The 22,743-nt window shown below is 42.2% G+C and carries 19 protein-coding genes; 8 read left to right on the top strand and 11 right to left on the bottom strand.

Annotated elements, in window-relative coordinates; translation table 11 throughout:
- Positions 1-5: 5 nt before the first annotated feature.
- Positions 6-716, bottom strand: a complete 711-nt coding sequence (locus F8N35_RS03475) for a transposase (protein WP_293049959.1) — start codon at positions 714-716, stop codon at positions 6-8.
- 303 nt (positions 717-1,019) lie between these two features.
- Between F8N35_RS03475 and F8N35_RS03480 the strand changes: the two genes are divergently transcribed.
- The 3 genes from F8N35_RS03480 to F8N35_RS03490 all read left to right on the top strand — a co-directional run bounded on the left by F8N35_RS03480 (position 1,020) and on the right by F8N35_RS03490 (position 4,696).
- Positions 1,020-2,546, top strand: coding sequence for a DUF4836 family protein (locus F8N35_RS03480; RefSeq protein WP_293049960.1), 1,527 nt, complete (start codon positions 1,020-1,022; stop codon positions 2,544-2,546).
- Between the two features lie 200 nt (positions 2,547-2,746).
- Positions 2,747-3,391 carry an ATP-binding cassette domain-containing protein gene (locus F8N35_RS03485; RefSeq protein WP_293049961.1) on the top strand — a complete coding sequence of 215 codons (645 nt, stop codon included), beginning with the start codon at positions 2,747-2,749 and terminating at the stop codon, positions 3,389-3,391.
- Positions 3,392-3,508: 117 nt separating this feature from the next.
- Positions 3,509-4,696, top strand: coding sequence for an ABC transporter permease (locus F8N35_RS03490; protein ID WP_293049962.1), 1,188 nt, complete (start codon positions 3,509-3,511; stop codon positions 4,694-4,696).
- A 52-nt stretch (positions 4,697-4,748) separates the two neighbouring features.
- On the opposite strand, the gene F8N35_RS03495 is transcribed toward F8N35_RS03490, so the two are convergent.
- The 3 genes from F8N35_RS03495 to F8N35_RS03505 all read right to left on the bottom strand — a co-directional run bounded on the left by F8N35_RS03495 (position 4,749) and on the right by F8N35_RS03505 (position 8,975).
- Positions 4,749-6,359, bottom strand: coding sequence for a WG repeat-containing protein (locus F8N35_RS03495; RefSeq protein WP_293049963.1), 1,611 nt, complete (start codon positions 6,357-6,359; stop codon positions 4,749-4,751).
- Positions 6,360-6,780: 421 nt separating this feature from the next.
- Entirely contained in the window at positions 6,781-6,978 is a 198-nt protein-coding gene (locus tag F8N35_RS03500) for a hypothetical protein (RefSeq protein ID WP_293049964.1), read from the bottom strand.
- Positions 6,979-7,364: 386 nt separating this feature from the next.
- Positions 7,365-8,975, bottom strand: a complete 1,611-nt coding sequence (locus F8N35_RS03505; protein WP_293049965.1) for a WG repeat-containing protein — start codon at positions 8,973-8,975, stop codon at positions 7,365-7,367.
- A 1,067-nt stretch (positions 8,976-10,042) separates the two neighbouring features.
- Here F8N35_RS03505 and F8N35_RS03510 point away from each other — a divergent pair.
- Positions 10,043-11,176 carry an AraC family transcriptional regulator gene (locus tag F8N35_RS03510; protein WP_293049966.1) on the top strand — a complete coding sequence of 378 codons (1,134 nt, stop codon included), beginning with the start codon at positions 10,043-10,045 and terminating at the stop codon, positions 11,174-11,176.
- 307 nt (positions 11,177-11,483) lie between these two features.
- On the opposite strand, the gene pgeF is transcribed toward F8N35_RS03510, so the two are convergent.
- From pgeF to F8N35_RS03530, 4 genes are read right to left on the bottom strand one after another with little or no spacing between them, the layout of a single operon-like run.
- Positions 11,484-12,275 carry a peptidoglycan editing factor PgeF gene (gene pgeF, locus F8N35_RS03515; RefSeq protein ID WP_293049967.1) on the bottom strand — a complete coding sequence of 264 codons (792 nt, stop codon included), beginning with the start codon at positions 12,273-12,275 and terminating at the stop codon, positions 11,484-11,486.
- A gap of 6 nt (positions 12,276-12,281) precedes the next feature.
- Positions 12,282-12,680: a PaaI family thioesterase gene (locus F8N35_RS03520; RefSeq protein ID WP_293049968.1), complete on the bottom strand. Its 399-nt coding sequence runs from the start codon at positions 12,678-12,680 to the stop codon at positions 12,282-12,284.
- Positions 12,681-12,695: 15 nt separating this feature from the next.
- Positions 12,696-13,265, bottom strand: a complete 570-nt coding sequence (locus F8N35_RS03525) for an indolepyruvate oxidoreductase subunit beta (protein ID WP_293049969.1) — start codon at positions 13,263-13,265, stop codon at positions 12,696-12,698.
- Positions 13,266-13,277: 12 nt separating this feature from the next.
- Positions 13,278-14,873, bottom strand: a complete 1,596-nt coding sequence (locus F8N35_RS03530) for a thiamine pyrophosphate-dependent enzyme (RefSeq protein WP_293049970.1) — start codon at positions 14,871-14,873, stop codon at positions 13,278-13,280.
- Between the two features lie 503 nt (positions 14,874-15,376).
- On the opposite strand from F8N35_RS03530, the gene F8N35_RS03535 reads away from it, so the two are divergent.
- Entirely contained in the window at positions 15,377-18,106 is a 2,730-nt protein-coding gene (locus tag F8N35_RS03535) for a DUF5916 domain-containing protein (protein ID WP_293049971.1), read from the top strand.
- Here F8N35_RS03535 and F8N35_RS03540 read toward each other — a convergent pair whose 3' ends face one another.
- On the bottom strand, positions 18,107-18,964 hold the full coding sequence (locus F8N35_RS03540) for a 4Fe-4S binding protein (RefSeq protein WP_293049972.1): 858 nt from the start codon (positions 18,962-18,964) through the stop codon (positions 18,107-18,109).
- A gap of 137 nt (positions 18,965-19,101) precedes the next feature.
- Here F8N35_RS03540 and F8N35_RS03545 point away from each other — a divergent pair, with 137 nt between their 5' ends.
- The 3 genes from F8N35_RS03545 (at position 19,102) to F8N35_RS03555 (ending at position 21,433) form a co-directional block, all read left to right on the top strand.
- Positions 19,102-19,983, top strand: a complete 882-nt coding sequence (locus F8N35_RS03545) for a helix-turn-helix domain-containing protein (RefSeq protein ID WP_293049973.1) — start codon at positions 19,102-19,104, stop codon at positions 19,981-19,983.
- A gap of 136 nt (positions 19,984-20,119) precedes the next feature.
- Positions 20,120-20,833 carry a pirin family protein gene (locus F8N35_RS03550; protein ID WP_293049974.1) on the top strand — a complete coding sequence of 238 codons (714 nt, stop codon included), beginning with the start codon at positions 20,120-20,122 and terminating at the stop codon, positions 20,831-20,833.
- Positions 20,834-20,977: 144 nt separating this feature from the next.
- Complete coding sequence (locus tag F8N35_RS03555) at positions 20,978-21,433, top strand: DoxX family protein (protein WP_293049975.1); 456 nt, start codon at positions 20,978-20,980, stop codon at positions 21,431-21,433.
- Between the two features lie 250 nt (positions 21,434-21,683).
- Here F8N35_RS03555 and F8N35_RS03560 read toward each other — a convergent pair whose 3' ends face one another.
- Both F8N35_RS03560 and F8N35_RS03565 read right to left on the bottom strand, forming a co-directional pair.
- A complete protein-coding gene (locus F8N35_RS03560) occupies positions 21,684-22,232 on the bottom strand; it encodes a DUF1697 domain-containing protein (protein WP_293049976.1) in 549 nt (182 codons plus the stop codon).
- A 7-nt stretch (positions 22,233-22,239) separates the two neighbouring features.
- Positions 22,240-22,665, bottom strand: a complete 426-nt coding sequence (locus F8N35_RS03565; RefSeq protein WP_293049977.1) for a thioesterase family protein — start codon at positions 22,663-22,665, stop codon at positions 22,240-22,242.
- Between the last annotated feature and the right edge of the window lie 78 nt (positions 22,666-22,743).

Genomic DNA, 22,743 nt, shown 5'->3' on the forward strand with positions numbered 1-22,743 from the left:
GTTTATTATTGTTCGTCGTTAAATTTATCGCCTTCCCATTTTGCCGGATTGTCGATGATATAGGTTGATATCCGGACATCATCCTGCCAATCGCGAATAATATGGTCGTAATAATTGCGTTGCCATAATTTGTCATCGAATCGTCTCCATCCGTTGTTTTTTACCCCACGGATGTATTCGTTGGTGGTCATCGTTTTGAACCAATCCATTACATCGCCGATTGTCGCCCCGTATTTTTTGTTATGTATGCCGTATCGGTCATCCGTTTCGCGATATGGCATTGTTTCGTGATGCCGGTTTTCGTGATGCGGGATTATTTCGGGACGCCCACGTAGGGGCGCCCCTACGTGGGCGTCTCCATATGCAACGTGGGTGTCCGTGTCCATTTCCGTTATATCCGTCCCCATTTCCATCATGTGGATATCGGTTGACGGAACATTATCCATTTCCAAAATTTCAATAATACAATGCATGTGATTGGGCATTACCACCATTTCACGGCAACGTTTATCGGGAAATTTGTTTTCGATTTCGCGATACCATTTTTCAATCATGCGCCCGGCATCGTTCAATATCATTTCTCCATTGACCACCTTTCCGAACAAATGCAATCGATTCTGAACCACAATGGTCAAAAAATACAAACCCGCACGGGCATAATCGTACCCTTGCAAACGTATGTTTTTGCGTCGGTGTTTTTCGTCGTGTAGGGTCATGGGTGACGTGTTATGGTAAAAGATGGTCAGTCGGTTAGAACGCGAATGACGCGAATTTCCACAAATTTAATTTGCGTTTATTTGTGAGGATTAGCGTTCTTCGGTTGGTTCATTCTATATGATTTGCAAAGGTAGGGATTTTCTGTTTTATGCCAGTGCTCGTATTTGTAGGTTAGATAATTGTTTTTGAGGGTGTCGTGTTTTTGTGAATTTATGCTCGTTTCAAATCAAAAAAGAGTACATTTGCAGCCAAAATCGGAAAAGTTACGGATTTGTGTTATCTCTCCTAAAATCTTTATGACGATGAGACCTCTTTTTTCTGCCGGTGTGCGTCAAATGACTGCATTATTGCTGCTTACTACAGCCCTTGTAATCTCTTCCTGTTCCAAAAAGGAATATCCCGACAATCTTACGTTTATCCCCAAAGAGAGCTCTTTGGTGGCTTGCATCGACCTGAAAGCGTTGGCCGAAAAAGCCGATATGAAAGAGTTGAAGAAGTCGGCAACGTTCAAGTCGCTCAGTCAGGAGGTATTTTCCGATCAACCGGCTCTAAAAGCAATCCTGGACGATCCTTCTAAAAGCGGAGTAAAATTCAAACAGGTTTTCATGTTCCTTACCGGTACGAAAAATGTGGGCGTTACCCTCGAACTGGACGATGCCTCTGATTTCGAATCGATGCTGAAAAAACTTGCCGAACAGGCGGGTCTTGCGCTGGATGTGAAGAAAGAGTCGGATTGCAACTACGTAACGATGCCTCAGAATGACAGTACTCTGTTGGTATGGGACAAACATAAGGCGTTGCTGGTAGCCAATACTCCAAAGGATCAGGCGATAAAAATATTTACTACTCCTAAAGAGGCGAGCATTGTGACGGTGAAAGATTTTGCCGATGCTTACAAACAAAAGAAAGACCTTTTCCTCTGGACAAAAAACGACAGCGCATCGAGCAGTCTTGGTGCATTGTTGCAATTGCCGGTGATGGCGGCCGAGACCGAATTGATGAAAGGTACTTTTACGCATGTCAATCTCGAATTTAAAGACGGTGAAGTGGTTTGTACGTCGGAAACTACTCCGCTTGAACTGGCAAAGAAACTGGATGCCAGGTATATCAGCGCTCATCCCGACGATAATATTCTGCGTTACTTTCCGAAAACTGCTTTCCTGATGGGACGTGTGGCACTCAATATGCCGGCTATTGCACAATATTTTTCGACAAGTAAGGATAGCAAAGCATTTGCCAATGCCGATAACCTTAGGGTGATTAACTCCCTCAACGGTGATATGGTGTTCTCGGTGTTTAATTTTGCCAATGGCGTGCTCCCTGTTCCTCAGTTGGCTGTCGCTGCTACGGTGAAAGACAAATCGCTCTACGATTATATTCTCAAACAATTGCCGGCAATGGTTCAAAAGAAGAATACCGGTGCCTACCTGACGCTGACGCTCGATCCGTATGTGTTTTATTTGGCACAGAAGGGCAATTTGCTGATGGTAGCCAATAGCGAAGATGCCATTAAATCGTTTGCAGAAGGTAAACCGCAGCCGGTAAGCTTGCTGGATGCTTCTCCGGTAGCCAATATCAAGGGCTGTCCCGGTGTGTTTTATCTCAACCTCGATCCCGATAATTACCCGCAGGCTATCATGAGTTTGCTCGATACGTTTGGCGGTGGTGCCGGTTCGAAATTCAAAACGATGCTTTTCCTGAAAGATTTGCAGGGAACGTATGATCCGAATACGGCGCAGGGTAAAGTGGTGCTTAGACTGAAAGAAAGTAATAAAAACAGTCTGGCGGTGATCCTGCAGAAAGCCGACGAACTGGTGGTGGCAAGATAATATATTCGAATTTCAGTAAACATTAAGAAGTTAAGAAATATAGAGTTGCCTTAGGGTTGAAGTTCTTTTGTGTTCTTTGTGGTTAACCCGATTTTCTTGTGAAATCAAGAGAACATCGAGTGATATAAAGAGCTGCTTAATAATCTTCATGCCTTAATGGTAAAAAATAGTGCTTCATTTTTAATTATTCATTATACAAAGTGCAAACAATAGAAATACACGACATTGTTCCTGATCCTATTGCCGACATTGCATCCAAATCGTCGGAAGTGTGGTTTAAGGATCATTCGTTTACACGCGGCAAACACTACCTGATCACCGCCGAATCGGGTACCGGAAAATCTTCGTTTTTCGACTTCCTGTACGGACGTCGCCACGATTTTCAGGGCTCTATTACCTTCGACGGAGCATCGCTTCATTCATTCAAAGTGCGCGACTGGAATAAGGTTCGCCAGCACAATATCAGTCTGGTTTTTCAGGGTTTCCGTCTTTTTCCGGAGCTTACTGTTTGGGAAAATCTTCAGTTGAAGAATCACCAAACCGGCTATCTCTCCGATCAAAAGATGATGCAGATGCTCGAAACCCTTGGAATTCCGGAAAAGAAGGATATTCCGCTCCGGTTTATCTCTTACGGACAACAACAACGTGTGGCCATTATTCGTGCCATGTGCCAGCCTTTCGATTTCCTTTTGCTTGACGAGCCGTTTAGTCACCTCGATGAAGTAAACCAACGCACTATCTGCAATATGGTGAGTGCCGAACTGAAAGAACGCGGTGCAAGTCTTATGCTCTGCTCTCTCGGTGATCCCTATTTCTTTGAATACGACGAAAAACTGAATATGTAAAATCAATATGATTTGAGAATGTGAAGATTTGAGGATGTGAAAATTTAGATTGAATCAATTCGTTGCTTCATTTGTAATCCTCAAATTTCTAAATTCCCAAATCCCCAAATCAGGATTATGTTACTCTGGAAATTATTACGCAAAAATATTGTGGCAGGGCAATTGGCCGGTTATGTTGCCGCCACGCTGCTGGGGCTTACTATCGTGTTGCTCTCCCTGCAATTTTATAACGATCTGCAACCGGTATTCAGTGCCAAGGAGGGCGTTTTTGCCCGTGACTACTTGGTCGTTAGTAAGAAAGTTTCTCTTCTGAAAACGCTGAAGATCAGTTCTACCGAGTTTTCGAAAAATGAAATGGCGGAAGTGCAGTCGCAGCCTTTTGTGAAACGGATGGCCGGATTCACCGCGGCAACATTCCGCGTGTATGCTTCTACAGCTATTTCGGGAAAGGTGGCAAATTTCGGTACAATGCTCTTCTTTGAATCTGTGCCCGATACTTTTCTGGACATCAACTCTACGGACTGGAGATGGAGCCGGAATGCCAATTTTATCCCAATCATCATTCCCCGTTCGTATCTGACGCTTTACAATTTTGGATTTGCTCCCAGTCAGGGATTGCCGCAGTTATCTGAAAAAACTATCGGTTTGTTAAATATGAATATAGAGCTGTCGGGTAACGGCAAAGATGCTGTTTTTCAAAGCCGGATAGTTGGATTTACAGACCGGATCAATTCCATTTTGGTACCTCAGGAATTCATGGATTGGGCCAATGCTCAGTTTGGAACGGGCAGCGCACAACCTTCCCGTGTAATTATCGAGCCACATAATGTTACCGATCCGAAACTGGGCGAGTATTTCGCATCTCATCAGTATGAAATAGCCAACGATAAGGCATCGGCAGGGCAGGCATCGTCTTTTTTGCGTACCCTTATTCTTATTGTGATGGGGGTGGGGATTATTATTACCCTGCTGGCTCTTGGGTTAATGCTGCTGAGTATCAACTTGCTCATTCAGAAGAATCATACCAAAATAGAAAATCTCTCGCTGATGGGCTTCTCGACCGAGAAAATAGCGAAGCCTTATCAATATCTGGTGGTGATTCTCAATGTGGTGATTTTGCTGATAGCATTGGTGTTGGTGAATTACTTCAGGGGACAATATACCGCCAGTTTCAATACCAGTATTCATATCGATGATGGTAATCTGGCCTGGAATTATATTCTGTGGGGCGTTTATATTGTCGTCGCTCTCTCGGCCATCAACATCGGCTGGATTTATATGAAGGTAAAAGAAATCAGAAAATAAAAACAAAGCATCCCGGCTTAAAGATCGCTTGATCCGAAAGCCGGGATGTTTTTTAGTGACTCCAGTATTCTAAACCATTTGTATTGATATATCCTTTTGTGTCGTCTTGTGTTCTAACGAGTGCCAGACCATTTTTGAAATCCGATACCCATTTGTATTTACAGGAAATGGTTAGTCGTCCTTTTTTGTTGATAAACCCTGCAAGTCCGTCCGCTTCGACCCATGCCATTCCTTCCGAAAACTGCCCGATAAACTGATAATTGCAAGGTGTTATTTCTCGGCCTGTGATGTCGATTAAACCAAATTTGCCATCGCGTTTTACTCGTGCTAACCCGTTAATGAGAGGCTCGATTGCGTCGTATATGCAAGGGGCAATCTCAGTGCCGTTGAAGTCGATTATGCCCCATTGCCCGTTTAATTTGAAACAGGCCATAAAACTGGTGAATTTTCTCACTGCGTCATACATACATGATACAATTTCTTGTTCATGTGTGTCGAAAATGCCCCAAAATCCCTCGGAATAGACGCCAATCAATCCCTCGCAAATTGATTTGACGGCTTCGTATCTGCAAGGAACTATTATCTTCCCTTTTCGGTTGATGCATCCAACTTTCCCATTTATGGAGATTTCGGCGATGTTGTCTGAAAAGTGGCCTATGTAGTCAAACTTGCATGCAATCACTACGTCTCCCTTCGTATTTACTGCTCCCCAGTGAAAATCAGTCTGAACAATGGCTAATCCATCGTAAAACTGCCCGATTGTATCGTATTTGTACGGAATTATTTCATTTCCATCGATATCGGTATATCCCCAGTATCCGTCTTTTTGGCATCTGGCCATTTGGTTAATAAACTGGTCGATAAATTGAAAAGAGCAAGTAACGGTTTCTTTTCCTGACGCATCCAAGTATCCCCATTTCCCGTTTCTTTTAACGCGGGCAATATTGTTGGCAAGCGATTCAATTTCAAAATACCTGCAGGTACGCTTGTCTTTACAAACAAGCTCAATTAAGCTCCAATCTTTATCTATTTTGACCTTTAGCAAATTTTTCTCGAATTTTTCAATATCGTTGTACCTGCAGGTAATTAATTCACATCCGGTGTAATCAACTACACCCCATTTTCTATTTGCCTTAATACTAAATAAGCCGTTGCCAAGATATTTAATGTTCTCGTGTGCGCATACTAAAATTTCTTCTCCAAAGTTGTTTATAGCGCCCCATTTGCCGTTTAGTTCCACTTCGGCGTATCCGTCTGTGAAGTTACCGATATAATCATACTTGCAGCTTGTAAGCCTTTTCCCTGTTTTGGTGGCTAATCCGTATTTGTTGTTTTGTTTGAGAATTATTTTGCCATCGTTCAACCGTTCTATAGAATCATATCTGCATGGGTAAATTTCTTTGCCTGTATAGTCTATGAGCCCCCATTTTTGATTTGCTTTAATTGTTGCGTTGCCGCACCAGAATAGGCAGGCTTCCTCATAAACACATGGAATGATGACTTTTTGTATCGTATTGCAATAGCCCCATTTGTCTCCTTTTTTGTAAGGAATTAAAAGATTGTCGGTCGCAACTCCTGTCGGTTTAAATTTTCGTATAGTCCATTTATTCAGCCTTATTGCCTGAGGTCTGCCAAGTCTTATTTCTGGTTTGCCGGTAACCATAATGAGATTTTGATTGATTGACTCTTTAGATAATGGTAAGAGATATGTGTACAGCTAAAATTCTGTAAATGATAGAAGTTTAGTTGAAAGTTGAAGGAGCTTGGAGTTCTCCTTCTTTCGATTGCCCGATCTTAAAATGTTTTACAGTATTGTGGGGTCCGCATAACGGATTGTGTATGCTCTCCAATGGGAATTTATATATGGAGAAGACGTTTCTCTATGCCTTCTCCCGACGCTAAAAGGAGTTTCATCAGGATGTTCAGGGATGGGTGTGTCATGTTGTGCAATAGTGTTTGTTTCGTGTTGGCTTAAGCGCTGACTGATGATCTGGTAGGGAATGAATGTGATGCGGGTTATCTATTTCGGAAAACAAAAAAGCCGGATAACTGTCTTATAGTGCGATAGAATTGGTTTTTTAGGTTTAACCCCAGTCATACCAAACGACACTACTGCTTACAACAGTGATTGTTATAGGCGCTTTCTCTCTATTGTCAGGCAGAGTGGTGGTCACAATCATTCTCTCGTTGTTACTGTCTTGTTGGGGCGGAAGAATTTGCTTGCGGGTAGTAGATAGTCTTCCTGTTACAGTCCTTGTGTGGTGCAAAGTTCTTGTTCTCATGTTTTGTTTGTTGAAGGTTCTTGTTGGAGAAAATCATTGGCAGAAAGAGTTTCAGATACATCACGTATTTCAGAAAAACTGCAATCGGCATTGCGCTTAAAATACAGAGAGTCACAGTGGAGGATCAGTTGCACATTGCAAATATAATCCCGAAAAGAATGAATTGATTTTTATGGTGGGTTAAATCGGATCATGATTTGGTTAAATGGTGTAAATGCTAAGTAGTTAAAATAAGAATTGTTATGCCGGTTTATTCTAATATTTAGTCTCTTATATGGAATAAATATCGGGTTGTATTTTCTGAATAATGAATCATTGACTAATGATTTCTTTGAATTGTTATAACAGACTCTTTTGAACCGATAGGTTTTTATTGAGTTGAAAAATTAGTCCTCCCAATATGTGGAGCCGTTACTATGTACGAATCCGATTGTGTTATTGTCAAGACCCGCGATGGCAAGGTTATCTTCGAACTCCCAGACCCATTTATACTTGCAGGGTATTGTTTCCTGACCGCCTTTGTTAATGAATCCTGATTTTGAATTTGCCTCTACCCAAGCCAACCCGTTTGAGAATTTTCCGATATGTTTATATTTGCATCTGACGATTTCCTCTCCTCTGGTATTGATTAATCCGGCAAGAGATTTGTTGTATACGCGGGCCACTTCATCGTGAGGTTCTTCAATCTTATCATACCTGCACGGTACAATCTCTCTTCCTGTGTAATCAATAATGCCCCATTTTCCTCTGATTTTTACGAGAATCATCGTGTCATTGAATCGTGCAATTGCATCATAAACGGTGGATGTTAAGGAGAGACCGGCTGGATTTATCAGGTTCCAGTAGCCATTTAGATGTACCCCGTAAGTGTTTTTGCAGATTGACTTAATGGATTCATATCCTGAAAATAGCATTACTCTAAAGTTTTTATTGATAACGCCTAGTCTGTCATTAACGGCAATTTCTGCTTTTCCGTTAGAGAAATTGCCAATAAAAGAGTATTGAAACGGAGCTTTTATTTCGCCAAAATTGTTAATGATGCCCCAACGATTGTTTTTGCAAACTCCGGCTAAATGCTCATGAAAATCATTGACCATATCATATTTGCAGGTAATGACTTCGAGACCGGCTGTGTCGACAAATCCCCATTGGCCGTTATGTAAACAGCGTGCCAGTCCGTCAGAGAAATCTCCTATTTGCTTGTATATACACGGTACGGCGATCGCTCCGGTTTTGTCAATATATCCCCATTTCCCATTGATTTTGACTTTGCATAAACCGTTGTTTATGCTTTCCATGACCGTGTAATGACAGGGAACGATTTCTGTCCCATCGGAATCAATAATGCCCCATCTCCGATTGTCACTAACCCGAAATAATGAACTGCCAAAAATATCGATGCTATTAAATCTGCTAGGGGTGATTTCATGACCGGAACTGTCAACCAATGCCCAGAGTTTATTTGTGCAAGCGGCAAAATACCCATTCCCGAAATTCTTTAGATTACGATATCTGACAGGCAAAACTTCTTTACCAGAGATAGAAAGAATTCCTCTTTTGTCGTCGTTTTCCACTTCGGCATATCCATTGTGAAATTTGCTGATAAAATCATATTTACATGGAATAATTTCCATTCCAAATATATCTGTTAAGCCCCATTTGCCTCCTTGTTTTACAGATAAAATCGTTTCGGTATTCACATCAATAGCATCGTAATGACAGTTTATCAGTTCATTGCCATTATTAGTAATTATGCCCCATTTGTTATTCTTTGATACGAAGGCAATTCCGTTTTTGAATTTCCGAACAGCGTCATATTTACATGGAATAATTAATCTCTTTTGAAGGTTGGAGAACCCCCACTTAGTCCCTTTTCTGTAAGGAATTAATATGTTTTCGGCTTGTAGGTCAAAATCCGAATTGAAAAGAGTGGGTCTGAGGGGTAGTCTGACGACAGAACGTCTGTTGTACGAGGAAAGGATGCTATTTTCTTCCATACTGTTCAGGTATTAGGGTTCGTAATCAACAAAATTTGACAGATGAAACAATTTGAATGTAATGGATGGTGAAAATATTGTTTGTATAAGTATCAATTATACAATTGTTTACGTTGTGTTGTATTTGTGGTTTGAGGGTGACGCGTCGCCTGCCCATCATATAAACTATAATAGGAATAGTCTGATCTGCAACATTATTGCTGCATACATCAGTAAAAATAGAAAATGAGAAGCTACAAAATCAGAAAAGTTCTCTTTAGAAGATTACCCCCAATCGAACCAGGGAGTGTGTGGCTTTTTTAAAACGACCGAAGAATAAATGGTTGACTCAATGATGAAAGAGCCGACATCGTTTCTGCTTATTGGTGTAGCAGGTTGGTTGTTTTGTGATGAGTTTTTTCCAGTATTATTCAACCTCTCTTGTGCGCTCAACGCGTTTGGCTTCCTGTAATGTAATGTGTCTTTTTTCATACAGTCTTGAGGTTTAGTTTGTTAGAATATCAGTTGTAATAACAAGTGCTTCAAAAAGAATATGCAATGCTTTCAGTAATAGTAAAATTTCCCTATGAGTCGTAAGTAATATTACGGTGATGTGAAAATAATTATGTAGAATTATACTTTCACAAATATAGTATTACAAATGAAAAATAGATTTTAATTGAGGTGAAATTAACGTGATTTAACGTTAATTAAATTCAAATATATAATGTTGAATTCAGGTAGTATTTGGATGTAATTTGTAAAATATTAGATACATATGATATTTCATTCCGACTTGTTTATGGTTAAATAATGTTTTCTTAATAATTTCTTATTGGAAATTATAATTGAATTTTTATGTAGTGAATGGTACTTGCATTTTGTTTTGATGGGGATATGAAAATATGGTGGTTAATTAAATGTTATGTTGGTTTTTATCTCTAATTTTGGTGTTGAGGCTATTTATTTCTGAAATGTTATTGTAAATATTTGTTTAGATTAAAAATTGTATATTTGCGGTCGCAAAATGCTCACAAGTATCCTTTGGTCTTTACTTAAAGAAAGGTTATAACACAAAAAGCTGTCAGATGGATAGTTCTATTACTTTATATGTAAATACGACCCTGATTATAAGTTGTTTGGTGTTTGCTATCGTTTTTTTTGCCTTTCCTTTACCTCCTAATTTGAAAGGATTAAAGAGTTATAAGGTTTCCCTCCGTACTTTAGGTGCCGCTTATTTTCTATTTGCCTTTTTGGTTTTAATATCAGAAGCCATTGACGAACCGGAAGTGGATTTGTTATCAGTGATAAATTTGAATATCTCATCGCTGCAAGCTATTTTATTTACCATGGCATTGGTCATTTTGCTTAATCCTGCCAAAGTGACCAGAAAATATCTGCTTAAACATGTGAGCCCGATAATCGCTTTTGATCTTGTTTATACTTTGGTTGCTCTGCGTTGGGGAAATCCGGAGATTAGTAATTTAGATGCTTTAGTGAAACTTAGCCTGATACCGCCAATCGTTATCAGAGAGTGTTTTTGGCTGTTTTTTGTGATTCAGCTTGGGTATTTGACAACAATATTCATTCGTGAAGTGAAGAATTATGATAAGGCGTTAGATGATTATTTTTCTGATGGTTATAAGATACATATCCGGTGGGTATCTATCTGTTATTATTCGGCCTTGTCATTGGGGATATTTGGTGTGTTTATGATGTGTCTATTCTCTTTTGTGTGGGAAATTGTCTTTACGTTGTGTTGTGTTGTATATTATGTGGGATTTGGTGCCTGCTATATTCAATATCCCAGAACCTTTATAAAGATAGAGCCTGTCATTTCACCCGTTATTCCGATACCTGAAGTTCACCTGAAAGTCAATAATCGTTTTTCGTGGACAGAGCTTAAGAGTAAAGTATTGAAAGAAAAATATTATACCCGTATGGGGGTAAATATTGAAGATATGGCTCAATATTTGAAGGTGGGTCGAACGACGCTGTCCGGTTTTATCAATAAAGAAGAAGGTGTTAATTTTAATTCATGGATTCGCCGGCTTCGTATCGATGAGGCTATTCGTTTGTTACAGGAAAATCCTGAATATTCCTTGAGTCAGATATCTGAAATGGTAGGTTATAGTGAACCTTCAAATTTTAGTCGTCAATTTAAGACTGAGACCGGTATTTCTCCTTCCGAATGGTGTCAGCAAAAGCGTATTCTTGCATAAAGAAGGTTCGGGTAATTGTGTTCTGAATTTTACCATTTGACCGTTGTTTTGTCAAATCGTACGCTATTTTGTATGAATTGATAAGTCCGGGATCGGTAATAACCTCTAATTTTGCAACACCAAAAGCAATCATCATACATCCAATTACATTTTGGTTTTACTTTTTGATATATAATTGCCGTGAGGCAAACGTTCATTAATATTCCAAATCTAGAGAGAAAAATAATGAGTTAATTGGAGTATGAGACAATCTTCAACTGTCAAAGTTGGAGATTGTTTTTTTTTGAGGGGTACGGAAAGTATAGAATTATTTTTTTAAGCAGATGCCGCTTAACATGCGTCCTGAATGGATTCCCTGACGGCGTGCCGAAAAGAAAAGGTCAGGTTCGTTGAACGTGCAGTGAGGCGATACTTCAATATTGGATACTCCAGCCGCTTCCAGTTGTTTTTGCACTGCCAGTCGAATGTTGAATAGAAATTTATCTTCGTTCTTTTGAATGAAAAACTGATGCGTGTCGAATCCGTTGATATGAAATTGAGATTCCAGCTCGCATCCCACTTCGTAAACGGCTCCGCTGATGCAGGGTCCTATCGCTGCAATTAGATTAACCGGTTTTACTCCGAACTTTTCTTGCATAGCCTCTATCGTGCATCCGGTGATGTTATTTAATGTGCTGCGCCAGCCCGAATGGATAGCTCCAATACTTCGCGTTACAGGGTCAAATAGGAGGATAGGTACGCAATCGGCGGTTGTTGTCGTGATGCAAATGCCCGGCGTGTTGCATATAAGCGCATCAAATCCTTCTAAAGAGGCTTTTCTGTCATTTTCCTCCATTTCGAGCAATCTGTTGTCTACAACTTTGACGTTGATGCCGTGTACCTGATGCGCTCCAATTAAGCGATTCACGTGAATGCCAAGCGCATCACAAAGAATCTGTCGGTTTTGGAGGATATTTTCTCTGCTTTCATCGGAAAAGTTCCCCAAATTTAACGAGGCATATTCGCCACTGCTTACTCCACCCTGACGGGTAGAGCTAAAGTGGAGTATTTGTTCAGTAAAACAATTGAGGTTTGAATATGTAAGCAGCTTGACAGGCATCCAAAGTTAGAATTCGATGGTTTTTGGTGTGATGTAGGCAGTGCCTTTGAAGTTGGCCAATAATGTACCATTCTCGTTAAAAATGTTGATGTCGCAGGTACATAATTTATTGCTTCGCGCGATTTCTTTGGCTTCCGCGGTCAATGTGCCTTCTGTGCTTTTTGCAAAGAATGATATGGAGGCATTGATTGATAGCGTGATAAATCCATACGAATTGACAGCGGCAGCAAAACAGAAGTCGGCGAGGGTAAACAGTAATCCGCCGTGCACTACTCCGGCACCATTGAGGTGTCGGTTCTCTATTTTGATTGTCGCTCTGGCATGGCCGGGAGAGCACTCGACGAGCTCTATCCCGTTGCTCATAGCGAACTTGTCCGCGGTGAAATATTGTTGGTATTTATCCATGAAATCGTAATTTAATCAGATGGCAGCAGTCCCTAAGCGGAATGCCTTAATGTTGAGTTGAACAACAGCTTCTCCTTTTGAAGAAAAATAACTTTCGATAGCTTTTTCAAGAGCCTCTTTGCTGATGCCTATATAGTTGGCTGCTGCGCCAAGCATCACCGTGTTGAATGCTTTTAGATTGCCAGCTTCGCGTGCCAGATTCTCTGCATCGACGAAAATATGCTTGCCGGTTTGGGCTATTTCATCTTTAATAGCCTGCTCGTCGGGGTAGTTATTTATGTTTTTGAATGGTTCGGTGGCGGTTACAATTATTCCATCCGGAGCAAGAAATGGTAAATAACGCAACGATTCCATCGGTTCTATCGCGAGAATAAGGTTGGCTTTCCCTTTTGGAATGAGATCAGAATAAATAACACTGTCCGAAATGCGTAGATGCGACTCTACGGCTCCGCCACGTTGGCTCATTCCGTGTACTTCAGCCTGTTTTACTTGCAGTCCTTGTTGCATGGCAGCCAAGTCTATGATGGATGCAATGGTGAGGATTCCTTGTCCGCCCACACCGGCTATGATAATGTTTGTTTGCATGGTCTTAATCTTTTACTTTTTGTTTTCCTGTCTTTTTTTGCGGCTGGCAGTTTGTACGCATTCGCGTTGTGCAATGATAACCGAAACTCCCTTGTATTCAAGTTCTTCTTTCAGGATCATTACGTTTTCATCGTGGTTTTTCTTCAAGGGAACAAAAGTGCGAATGTGCGATTCTTCTACCCCGATACCTTTACATATTTCTGCAAGTTTGCCAGTGCCGGCAGAATCCTGACCTCCGGTCATAGCCGTGGTGGAGTTGTCGGAAATGATGAGGGTAATGGCTGATTTGTCATTGACAGCATCTAACAAGCCGGTAATTCCCGAGTGTGTGAATGTTGAGTCGCCGATAACGGCAACTGCCGGGTGGAGTCCGGCGTCGGCAGCGCCTTTTGCCATTGTTACCGAAGCGCCCATATCCACACAGGTGTTGATGGCATTGAATGGAGGAAGCGCTCCCAGAGTATAGCAACCTATATCGGAAAAGACGTGTTGTTCGGGATATTCTGTAAAGATGGTGTTCAGTGCATCAAACACATCGCGGTGGCTGCATCCCTGGCACAACATAGGCGGACGTCCGGCTACGATGGAAGGAATGGTTCTGTTTGCATCCGAGTCAACGCCCATGGCTTTTGCAACAACATCGGGAGACAACTCTCCTGTGCGAGGAAGTGCTCCGTCGAGGCGACCACGGAATTTTTTATTGCCGAAATAACCCTTTAGGTATTCTTCATAAACAGGATATCCTTCTTCTGCAATCAGAATGTCATCGTATTGGTCGGTAAATTCTTTAATAAGCTTGTCTGGTAATGGATACTGAGATATTTTTAGCACCGGAATATTCAGGTTTTCTGCCTGTTTTACTTCCATTACGTAGTTGTAAGCAATCCCGAAAGCAATAATAGCCTTAGACCCGTTTCCTGCAGTGGTTTTGTTCAGGGACGATTGTTCGGATAGCGACGCCAGAGTGGCTTGCTTTTCAAGTAACTGCTGGTAGTTGTTTCTTGCGTTGGCAGGTAGTAATATCCATTTCCGTTTTTCCTTTGATGGATTTAATATGTTTTCTTCACGCGGCGGTTGTTGTTTGACAACGGCACGGGAGTGAGAGAGGCGGGTGGTTACTCTGAATAACACCGGAAGATTTTGTTGTTCCGATAAATCGAAAGCGTAACGTATGGCGTCGTAAGTTTCTTGCTGGTTGGATGGTTCGATAACAGGCAGGAATGCGAATTTTCCATAAACGCGGGTATCCTGTTCGTTTTGAGATGAGTGCATGGAGGGGTCGTCAGCTACTACAATAACCATACCGCCGTTCACACCGGTAATGGCAGAGTTAAGAAAGGCATCGGCAGCAACATTAAGTCCGACGTGTTTCATGCATACCAGACTTCTTTTACCCGCATATGACATGCCAAGTGCAGCTTCGTAAGCTGTTTTTTCATTTGTTGCCCACGTTGAGTGCACGCCTTTTTGACGAGCGATGGGAGATTGTTGTATGTACTCTGTAATTTCAGTAGACGGAGTACCGGGGTATGCATAAACACCGGAAATGCCGGCGTCAATGGCAGCAAGAGCTATTGCCTCGGCTCCCAAAAGAAGTTGTGTATCCATTGTATATAATAAAATAACGTTATTTGTATAATCTTGGTAGATGTAAATCTTTGAAGACTAGCGTTGTGCTCTGTTGTTTCAAGGGTTAAATATTAAGCTGCAATTTAGCCAATTTTGATGATATATAAAAGTAAAGTCAGGAAAGCTTTTGTGTAAACTGAGATCTGATTTTACACAATACGACAGCAAAGATTTGTTCTGCTTGCCCTTAAATTCGATTTCATCTCAGAGCTTGTCATTAAATGTCGCTTTAAGCTCTTTCTTTATTTAGAAATTATCTAAATAGCATAAAGATAGTTTGATGTGATTGCGTTTTGAAGAGCTTGGATTAATGGCCGTTCGATAAATGGGAAAGGTTATGTGCAAGAAAAACTGTTGATTGTAGTTGGTAAATTAACAATTTTAGAAATATTCGTTTATTTACAATCTTTTGTTTAACTTTGGTGCTACGGTTTTCATTGGAAAGAGAAAGTCAATATTTAATGGCGTTTTGACATAATACGATGACGTTTGTTTGTAAAGCGAAGAAAGAATTGGGCGCAGACAGAGCCAATTATAGTCCTGTTTTGAGTGATTCACTAAAAAGAAAACGGACTCTTTGGCTATTGCTGTTTGCTTTTGTTGTTTCTTTACCTCAGGTAGCCGCGCGCAACAAACCAAGCCATTCAGAGCAAGCAAAGGACTCTGTTTCAAAGCCGGTTGTAAAGCCACTGCGTGAATATACCACACACTACATTACTCACAAACCTAAAATAGACGGGCACCTCAATGATTCGTGCTGGCAAGTAGGCGAATGGGCAGGTGATTTTGTTCAATGGATTCCCAAAGAAGGCGCAAAAGCATCACAAGCTACTTATCTTAAAATTCTATACGACGATAAGAATATTTATGTTGGGATCAGAGCCGTCGACAATGAGCCGCGCAAGATTCAGCGCAGGGCTGCACGTCGGGATATTTTGTCGGGAGATGTCACTGGTGTGAGTTTTGATAGTTATCATGACAGACGAACCGGATTTGAATTTGATGTGACCGCCGCAGGCCAAAAGTTGGATGGTATCAATACTAACCCATGGAATACTGATTTAACATGGAATGCGGTCTGGTATGCCAAAACTGCTCTTGAAGATTCAGCCTGGACTGCCGAAATGGCTATCCCTTTTTCACAACTTCGCTATAGCCGCTCTAAAAATCAGGTTTGGGGGCTTCATTGCTGGCGATGGATTAGCCGTTTTAAAGAAGAGAGTGATTGGGAGCCGCAAACATCTACCGGTCCTGGAATATTGTATGCCTATGGATTGTTGAAGGGGTTGGATAACCTGCCAAAGTCAAAACGTTTTGAGATGATTGCGTCTGGTCTTGGAAAAATAAAAACCTTCAAGAAAGATCCTCTGAATCCGTTTGCCAATAAGGGATATACTTTGGGAAGTAATATAGGTTTGGACGCTAAAATCGGTTTGACGAGTAATTTTACCGTAGATATGACGCTTAATCCTGATTTTGGACAGGTGGAAGCGGATCCTTCGGAAATTAATCTGACGGCCTTCGAGACTTTTTTTACTGAAAAACGTCCGTTCTTTCTTGAAGGCAAAAATATTTTTGCTTTTGATGTGGATGATGTCAATCTGTTTTACTCGCGTCGTATCGGTCATGCACCATCGTATACTCCTGATTTGGCCGATAATGAATACCTGAAAAAAACGGATAACGCAACAATAATAGACGCAGTCAAAGTTTCGGGTAAAACGGAAAAGGGATTAACTCTCGGTATTTTACAAAGTACCACCTCCAAAGAAGATGAACAGTTAAGCACAGCCACCGGGCAAAAATCTGTTACGGTGGAACCGTTGACAAATTATTTTCTGGCTCGTGTGCAGCAGGATTTCAAACAAGGGAATACAGTCCTTGGAGGTATTGTTACTTCCACGAATCGCTTTATACATAATGCGCAGCTCGATTTCCTGAACAGAAATGCCTATACCGGTGGTATTGACCTGTTGCATCAGTGGAACGATAAAGAATTCTACCTTGATGCCAAGATGATTGGAAGTTATATCACCGGTAGTAAACAAGCCATGCAGGAAATGCAACAATCTTCTGCCCGTTACCTGCAGCGACCTGATATTTCCTATGCCCATTACGATAGTACACGCAACTCTCTGTCAGGGTGGGGTGGTGATGTTAAAATCGGTAAGGGAAGCAAAGGTCTTTGGCGGTATTATACGGAACTTTCCTTCCGTTCTCCCGGTCTTGAACTGAACGATATGGGATATATGCAAACGGCAGATATTATCAGACAGAATAATTATCTGGCATATTTTGTCAACAAACCGGTATCTATTTTCAGAACCTATACGTGTATCGCTTATCTGAATAATAACTGGAATTACGGGTTGCAATATTTATCGTCTTCATTTACAGGTGCAGGATATGCCGAGTTTCTTAACAAGTGGAGCATAAATAACTCTCTTACTTATACGACTGAAGCTTTGGATACACGCATTCTTAGGGGAGGCCCGGCTATGTATGTTCCGGGTAACTGGCAGGAATATTTTTATATTAAAACTGATGATTCTAAAGCCGCGTATTGCTCCCTGAATTACATTCGCAATTTCCCAAATAAGCAAGGGAAAGGCTCTCAATATTCCACAACTTTTACTGTTCAGCCGATTTCTCTGTTGAAATTCTCGCTTAATCTGAGTTATGCTTTGAATGATAATGTTTTGCAGTATGTGGGTTGTGCTTCTGACGGAGGGTGCGACAAACCTATCATGGCTACGATTAATCAGAAAACGCTGGGGGCTACTTTTCGTGCCGATTGTAACCTGACACCGGAATTATCACTGCAATATTACGGCAGTCCTTATTCGTCTGTGGGCAAATACTCCGCATTCAAGCATATTACAGATCCGTGCAATAAATCATTCGAAAAGCGTTTTACGCTCCTGGATACTTCCAATTATAAGGACGATGCTTATCAAATAGACGAAAACGGGGATGGAAAAACCGATTATTCAGTCTCCAACCCCGATTTCAATTACTATCAATTCAGATCTAATTTTGTACTCCGTTGGGAGTATCGAGCCGGTTCTCAGCTCTATTTTGTATGGTCTAACGAAATCACAAGCTATCAAAATCCGAGTCACGAGCCTGTAACTGCTATTTTTCGGGGACTTTCAAAAGGCACCGTTAATAATGTCTTTTTAGTGAAACTTTCCTACTGGTTTTCTCTCTGATCAGATCCAGCGTTCTGTTAGTTGCTCGCCCTGTACGTTGAGTATAATTTCCTTTAACGGTACTTTTCTTTCTGCTTGTTGAAGGGCAATCTGGGCTAATTGCGTGAGACCCCCGCAACAGGGCACTTCCATGCGTACTACCGTCAGCGTGTTGATGTTCGATTCGTTGATCATGGCCGTCAGTTTGGCAATATACGAATCTTTGCCATCGTCCAGTTTCGGACAGGCAATAGCTAAAACCTTATTTTTGAGGTATGCCGAATGGAAATTACCGGCAGCAAAAGCGGCACAGTCGGCAGCCAGCAGCACATCTGCTCCCTGGAAATAACCGGCATGCGGATTGAGCAAGTGGAGTTGTACCGGCCATTGACGAAGTTGCGATGCAGTGTCTCCCTGTATTGTTTTTGTTTCTGTTCCGGCAAATGCAAAGCTCTTCGAACCCGGACAGCCCTGATGATGACCGTGTGCCTGCATCATAGCGGCAGTCGGCTTGTTGCGGATTGAACTCAGGTCAACCGGAATGTTGTGTTCCTGAAGATATTTAACACCCTCTTGCAGATAGCCCGTTTCGCCGTGTTCTTTGAGATGACGGAGGTGTGCCAGAATCGTTTTCTCACCTTTGGTAGCAATGCGTTCCATTACAGCTGTTTCGCTGTAGGGCTCGGCTTCGCGCTCTTCCAGTTCGATGGCTTCCACCGGGCATTCGCCGATACAGGCACCAAGTCCATCGCAAAAGAGTTCGCTTACCATGCGGGCTTTTCCGTCTATCAGTTGCAACGCACCTTCGTGGCAACCAGTGACGCATTGTCCGCAACCGTTGCACTTTTCTTCGTCTATCTTGATAATTGTCCGTTTCATTGTTATGTGGTGTTTTGTTTGTTTTCTTGTGCAAAGATAGAGTGCTTCAGCGTTTGAAAAGTGTAACCAATATTACAACGGAAGATTTTTGTGCCGGGCATCGGAATCCGGGAGAATCGTGCTATTTTTGCATTGCAATGGAACAGACCCCCGAAATAGTAACTCACTTGATCGACGATCATCTCTTCGAGACTTCTGGTTTCGGCCTGAAACGGATGGAAGATATTTATCGCAAAAACAACGGAGCTCCCGATGTGCCGCATCGTCACGACTACTATTCCATCATTTTTATTGAAAACGGAGAGGGAGAGCATGTGGTCGATTTTACTACTTACAAGGTAGAAAACCAGACCATCTACTTTTTGCTACCACAACAGATGCATCAGGTGATTATGAAGAGCGAGCCGAAAGGATGGGCTATTACCTTCACCGAACAGTTCCTGATTCGTAATGCCATCCCCGACAAGATGATTAACGATTTGTACCTCTTCAGCGATTACGGACAGTCACCTCCTCTGCCTATTCGCGATGAGGATATGCCGGTCTACGTCGGTTTGGTGGAGCAGATGTTTCATTTTGCGCAGTCGATAGAAAACTACAAGCTGGAGGCGGTCGGTTCGCTGGTGAAGTTGTTTCTTATTCAGAGCAACAACCACTGCTCCATGCACAAACTGCACAATCCGCAAATGGTGGAGACAAGTAATCATTTGCTGCGTAACTTCAAAAAAATGCTCGACGAGCACTATGCTTCGTGGCACATGGTGTCCGATTATGCCGCAGAGATGGCCGTGACCGGCGACTACCTTAACAAAACAGTAAAAGCGCTTACCGGCAAGTCGGCCAAAGAGATGATTCAGAGCAAACTGCTGACCGAGGCAAAACGTGCGCTCATCTTTACTCCCGTATCCAACAAAGAGTTGGCTTTCTCTCTCGGTTTCGAGGAAGCGGCTCATTTCAACAATTTCTTCAAGAAAATTTCGGGGCAAACCCCTTCCGAATTTCGCGCTTCGGTGCATTAGTCCTGATTTTTGCAATCATTCCCCTGATTTACGTACTTCGACCGCTTTTTTGCTGCCGTACCTTTGTCATATCAAAAAACACGGGACAAGCGACTTCCAAGTCGCTTAGTATTACAACAGCTAAAACATCAGGATAATGAAAACAATACTTCATACAGCAACAAGCAGGGGACATGCCTATCATGGCTGGCTCAATACCTACCATACCTTTAGTTTTGCCAACTATTACAATCCCGAAAGGGTTCATTTCGGAGCGCTTCGGGTGCTCAACGACGATACGATTGCTGAGGGAGAGGGATTCGATACACATCCTCACGATAATATGGAAATAGTTACCATTCCGTTGCATGGCGCGGTCGAGCACAAGGACAGCATGTACAACAGCGAAATTATCCGCTCGGGCGAAGTGCAGGTGATGAGTGCCGGAACAGGTATTTTCCACAGCGAATACAGCAAAGACGGTTTTGGCGATACCTCGCTGTTACAGATCTGGGTTTTTCCCAATAAGAAAAATGTGACACCCCGTTACGACCAGATTTCGCTGGCTGACGTGGCAAAAAAAGATGAACTCTATCAGGTTCTTTCACCCAATCCCGACGATCAGGGCGTATGGATTCATCAGAATGCATGGTTTCATCTGGGCGATTTGTCGGAGGAATGGACCGGCGAATACAAATTGAAGAATCCCGGCGATGGAGTTTACTTCTTCGTGATAGATGGAGAAGCGGAGGTGGCAGGTCAAAAACTGAACCGACGCGACGGTTTCGGAGTGTGGGAAACCGAAACTATTTCAATCAAAGCAAACAAACAAACACAACTTCTGGTAATGGAAGTTCCAATGTATTTTTAATGACCTCTCCCCAACCCTCTCCCAAGGAGAGGGAGAAAAACAGTTCGTTTAGCAGATTTGCCTTCTCCTTGGGAGAAGGTGCCCGTAGGGCGGATGAGGTCGTAACGAAAACAGAATTTATTTACAGTCAAAATTTAGAATAATATGATCAAACAATTTTTATCAACGAATACACAATCGTGGTCGTTGCTCGTAAGCAGATTAGCCCTTGGGGCGGTGATTTTACCTCACGGTATGCAAAAAGTTTTAGGCGCTTTCGGCGGTAACGGATTCAGTGCAACACTCGGATTTATGCACGGCCAGATGGGGATGCCGGTTATACTTGTGCTTTTGGTGATGTCAGCCGAGTTTTTGGGAAGTATAGGTCTTATTTTAGGCACAGCTACCCGATTTATGGCTTTTTCAATCACGCTGACGTTTTTCGGAGCAATGTTTTTGGGCGGGCATGTTCACAATGGTTTCTTTATGAATTGGTTTGGTGCACAGAAAGGCGAAGGAATTGAATATTTCATTCTCGTACTGGGTCTCGCCATTTCGATTCTCATTGGCGGTAGCGGTAAATTCTCCGTCGACAACTGGATATCGAAGAAGCTGAAATAACATCCCAACTATATTTTCCGCACACGGGTAAGCCGGACTCCGGGTTATTCCGTGTGCTTTTATTTTAAAGACACCTGTTAGGATAGTTGGAGTAGAGAATCTCAGGCGGATTACTCTAAATCCGTTGTGAAATTCAGCGACTTGGAAGTCGCTGCACCCAGAGATGCTGCATCCGTAAAATGGGTGGTGCGAGTTCCAACTCGCAATATGAAAACGATAGATGGTAACGAAACCCGACTTAAAAATGGAATTATAGATCAGCCACCATTGCAGCCAGTTTGCAGGTTGTTGCCCAGTTGCGCGCGGTGACGGTGGTGCGGAGCTGCTTTTCGAAGAAATTGGAGTGCCATTTGGTTTGTCCGTAGCCGTCTGGGTAGAAAAAGTAGAGCGAGTTCCCAATAAAGGCAAAGCGACTGTTGTCTGTAATCTTGGCTTTGATCTTTTCAAGGGTCGTGACGTCGGGAACCGAACCTAAAAACATCACGACTAATTTGTCGGGAGCAGCTTCTGCCTCTGCGGTAAATGGATTTTGAGCGACGATCTGTAGCATCTCTTCCTTTGTTCGGACAACAACAGGAACATCAAATCCGAAACGATCTTCTATTGCCTTACTGATGCGGAGCGAAAGAATGTCGTCGGCCTCGTTTGTTTCTGCTGAGAACAGCACGTTTCCACTCTGGATATAGGTAGTTACCTGTCCGAACCCGAGCGATTCGTACAATGCCTTCAGGTCGGACATTTTGATTTTCTTGTGCCCGCCAATATTGATTCCCCGCAATAGTGAAAGATAGATTGACATGCTCTTGTTAGTTGTTTTTTTCTGCTGCCGCCAAATATCTTTCCACGGCATCTTTCGGCCACGGGATGGGGCGTTTGCGATTGACGTCATAAAAGCAACCCGACTGCTGACCTGCACAGTGCATGGTTTCGCCGCTGCGTATCTCAAACGCCATTACCCATTTCGAAGCGCCCAGCTCCTCCATCCAGGCGTAGCCGGTAGGATGATCGAAAATGGTGAGTGGCGTTTTGTACTCCACCTCCGTTTTGGTGAGAATGGGAGAGAGGTTTTCGGTCATCATCTCCTTGTAAGTATAAAACTGGTCGAGGAAGATGTGGCGCATATCTTCAAACCATTTTACATATACGATATTGCTCACGATGCCCATGGCGTCTATTTCGTAAGCTTTGATATAGATATCGAGCGATATTTGCAGGATGCGGTTGTTACTCATAACGGAAGAATTGATACGATGGTAATGGCAGCTTCAAAAAGAAGTTATAGCTTTGCAAAGATAAAACTGTAACCGAAT

Origin of the sequence: Paludibacter sp., assembly GCF_009712605.1 — a bacterium.
Classification (GTDB): domain Bacteria; phylum Bacteroidota; class Bacteroidia; order Bacteroidales; family Paludibacteraceae; genus Microbacter.

What these genes read in the sequence shown, in the direction of transcription:
- F8N35_RS03565 (WP_293049977.1), bottom strand. Translation starts at nt 22,665, where the DNA reads ATGAGTAACAACCGCATCCTGCAAATATCGCTCGATATCTATATCAAA.
- F8N35_RS03555 (WP_293049975.1), top strand. Translation starts at nt 20,978, where the DNA reads ATGATCAAACAATTTTTATCAACGAATACACAATCGTGGTCGTTGCTC.
- F8N35_RS03545 (WP_293049973.1), top strand. Translation starts at nt 19,102, where the DNA reads ATGGAACAGACCCCCGAAATAGTAACTCACTTGATCGACGATCATCTC.
- F8N35_RS03530 (WP_293049970.1), bottom strand. Translation starts at nt 14,873, where the DNA reads ATGGATACACAACTTCTTTTGGGAGCCGAGGCAATAGCTCTTGCTGCC.
- F8N35_RS03480 (WP_293049960.1), top strand. Translation starts at nt 1,020, where the DNA reads ATGAGACCTCTTTTTTCTGCCGGTGTGCGTCAAATGACTGCATTATTG.
- F8N35_RS03510 (WP_293049966.1), top strand. Translation starts at nt 10,043, where the DNA reads ATGGATAGTTCTATTACTTTATATGTAAATACGACCCTGATTATAAGT.
- F8N35_RS03560 (WP_293049976.1), bottom strand. Translation starts at nt 22,232, where the DNA reads ATGTCAATCTATCTTTCACTATTGCGGGGAATCAATATTGGCGGGCAC.
- F8N35_RS03550 (WP_293049974.1), top strand. Translation starts at nt 20,120, where the DNA reads ATGAAAACAATACTTCATACAGCAACAAGCAGGGGACATGCCTATCAT.
- F8N35_RS03520 (WP_293049968.1), bottom strand. Translation starts at nt 12,680, where the DNA reads ATGGATAAATACCAACAATATTTCACCGCGGACAAGTTCGCTATGAGC.
- F8N35_RS03505 (WP_293049965.1), bottom strand. Translation starts at nt 8,975, where the DNA reads ATGGAAGAAAATAGCATCCTTTCCTCGTACAACAGACGTTCTGTCGTC.
- F8N35_RS03540 (WP_293049972.1), bottom strand. Translation starts at nt 18,964, where the DNA reads ATGAAACGGACAATTATCAAGATAGACGAAGAAAAGTGCAACGGTTGC.
- F8N35_RS03475 (WP_293049959.1), bottom strand. Translation starts at nt 716, where the DNA reads ATGACCCTACACGACGAAAAACACCGACGCAAAAACATACGTTTGCAA.
- F8N35_RS03525 (WP_293049969.1), bottom strand. Translation starts at nt 13,265, where the DNA reads ATGCAAACAAACATTATCATAGCCGGTGTGGGCGGACAAGGAATCCTC.
- F8N35_RS03495 (WP_293049963.1), bottom strand. Translation starts at nt 6,359, where the DNA reads ATGGTTACCGGCAAACCAGAAATAAGACTTGGCAGACCTCAGGCAATA.
- pgeF (WP_293049967.1), bottom strand. Translation starts at nt 12,275, where the DNA reads ATGCCTGTCAAGCTGCTTACATATTCAAACCTCAATTGTTTTACTGAA.
- F8N35_RS03535 (WP_293049971.1), top strand. Translation starts at nt 15,377, where the DNA reads ATGACGTTTGTTTGTAAAGCGAAGAAAGAATTGGGCGCAGACAGAGCC.
- F8N35_RS03490 (WP_293049962.1), top strand. Translation starts at nt 3,509, where the DNA reads ATGTTACTCTGGAAATTATTACGCAAAAATATTGTGGCAGGGCAATTG.
- F8N35_RS03500 (WP_293049964.1), bottom strand. Translation starts at nt 6,978, where the DNA reads ATGAGAACAAGAACTTTGCACCACACAAGGACTGTAACAGGAAGACTA.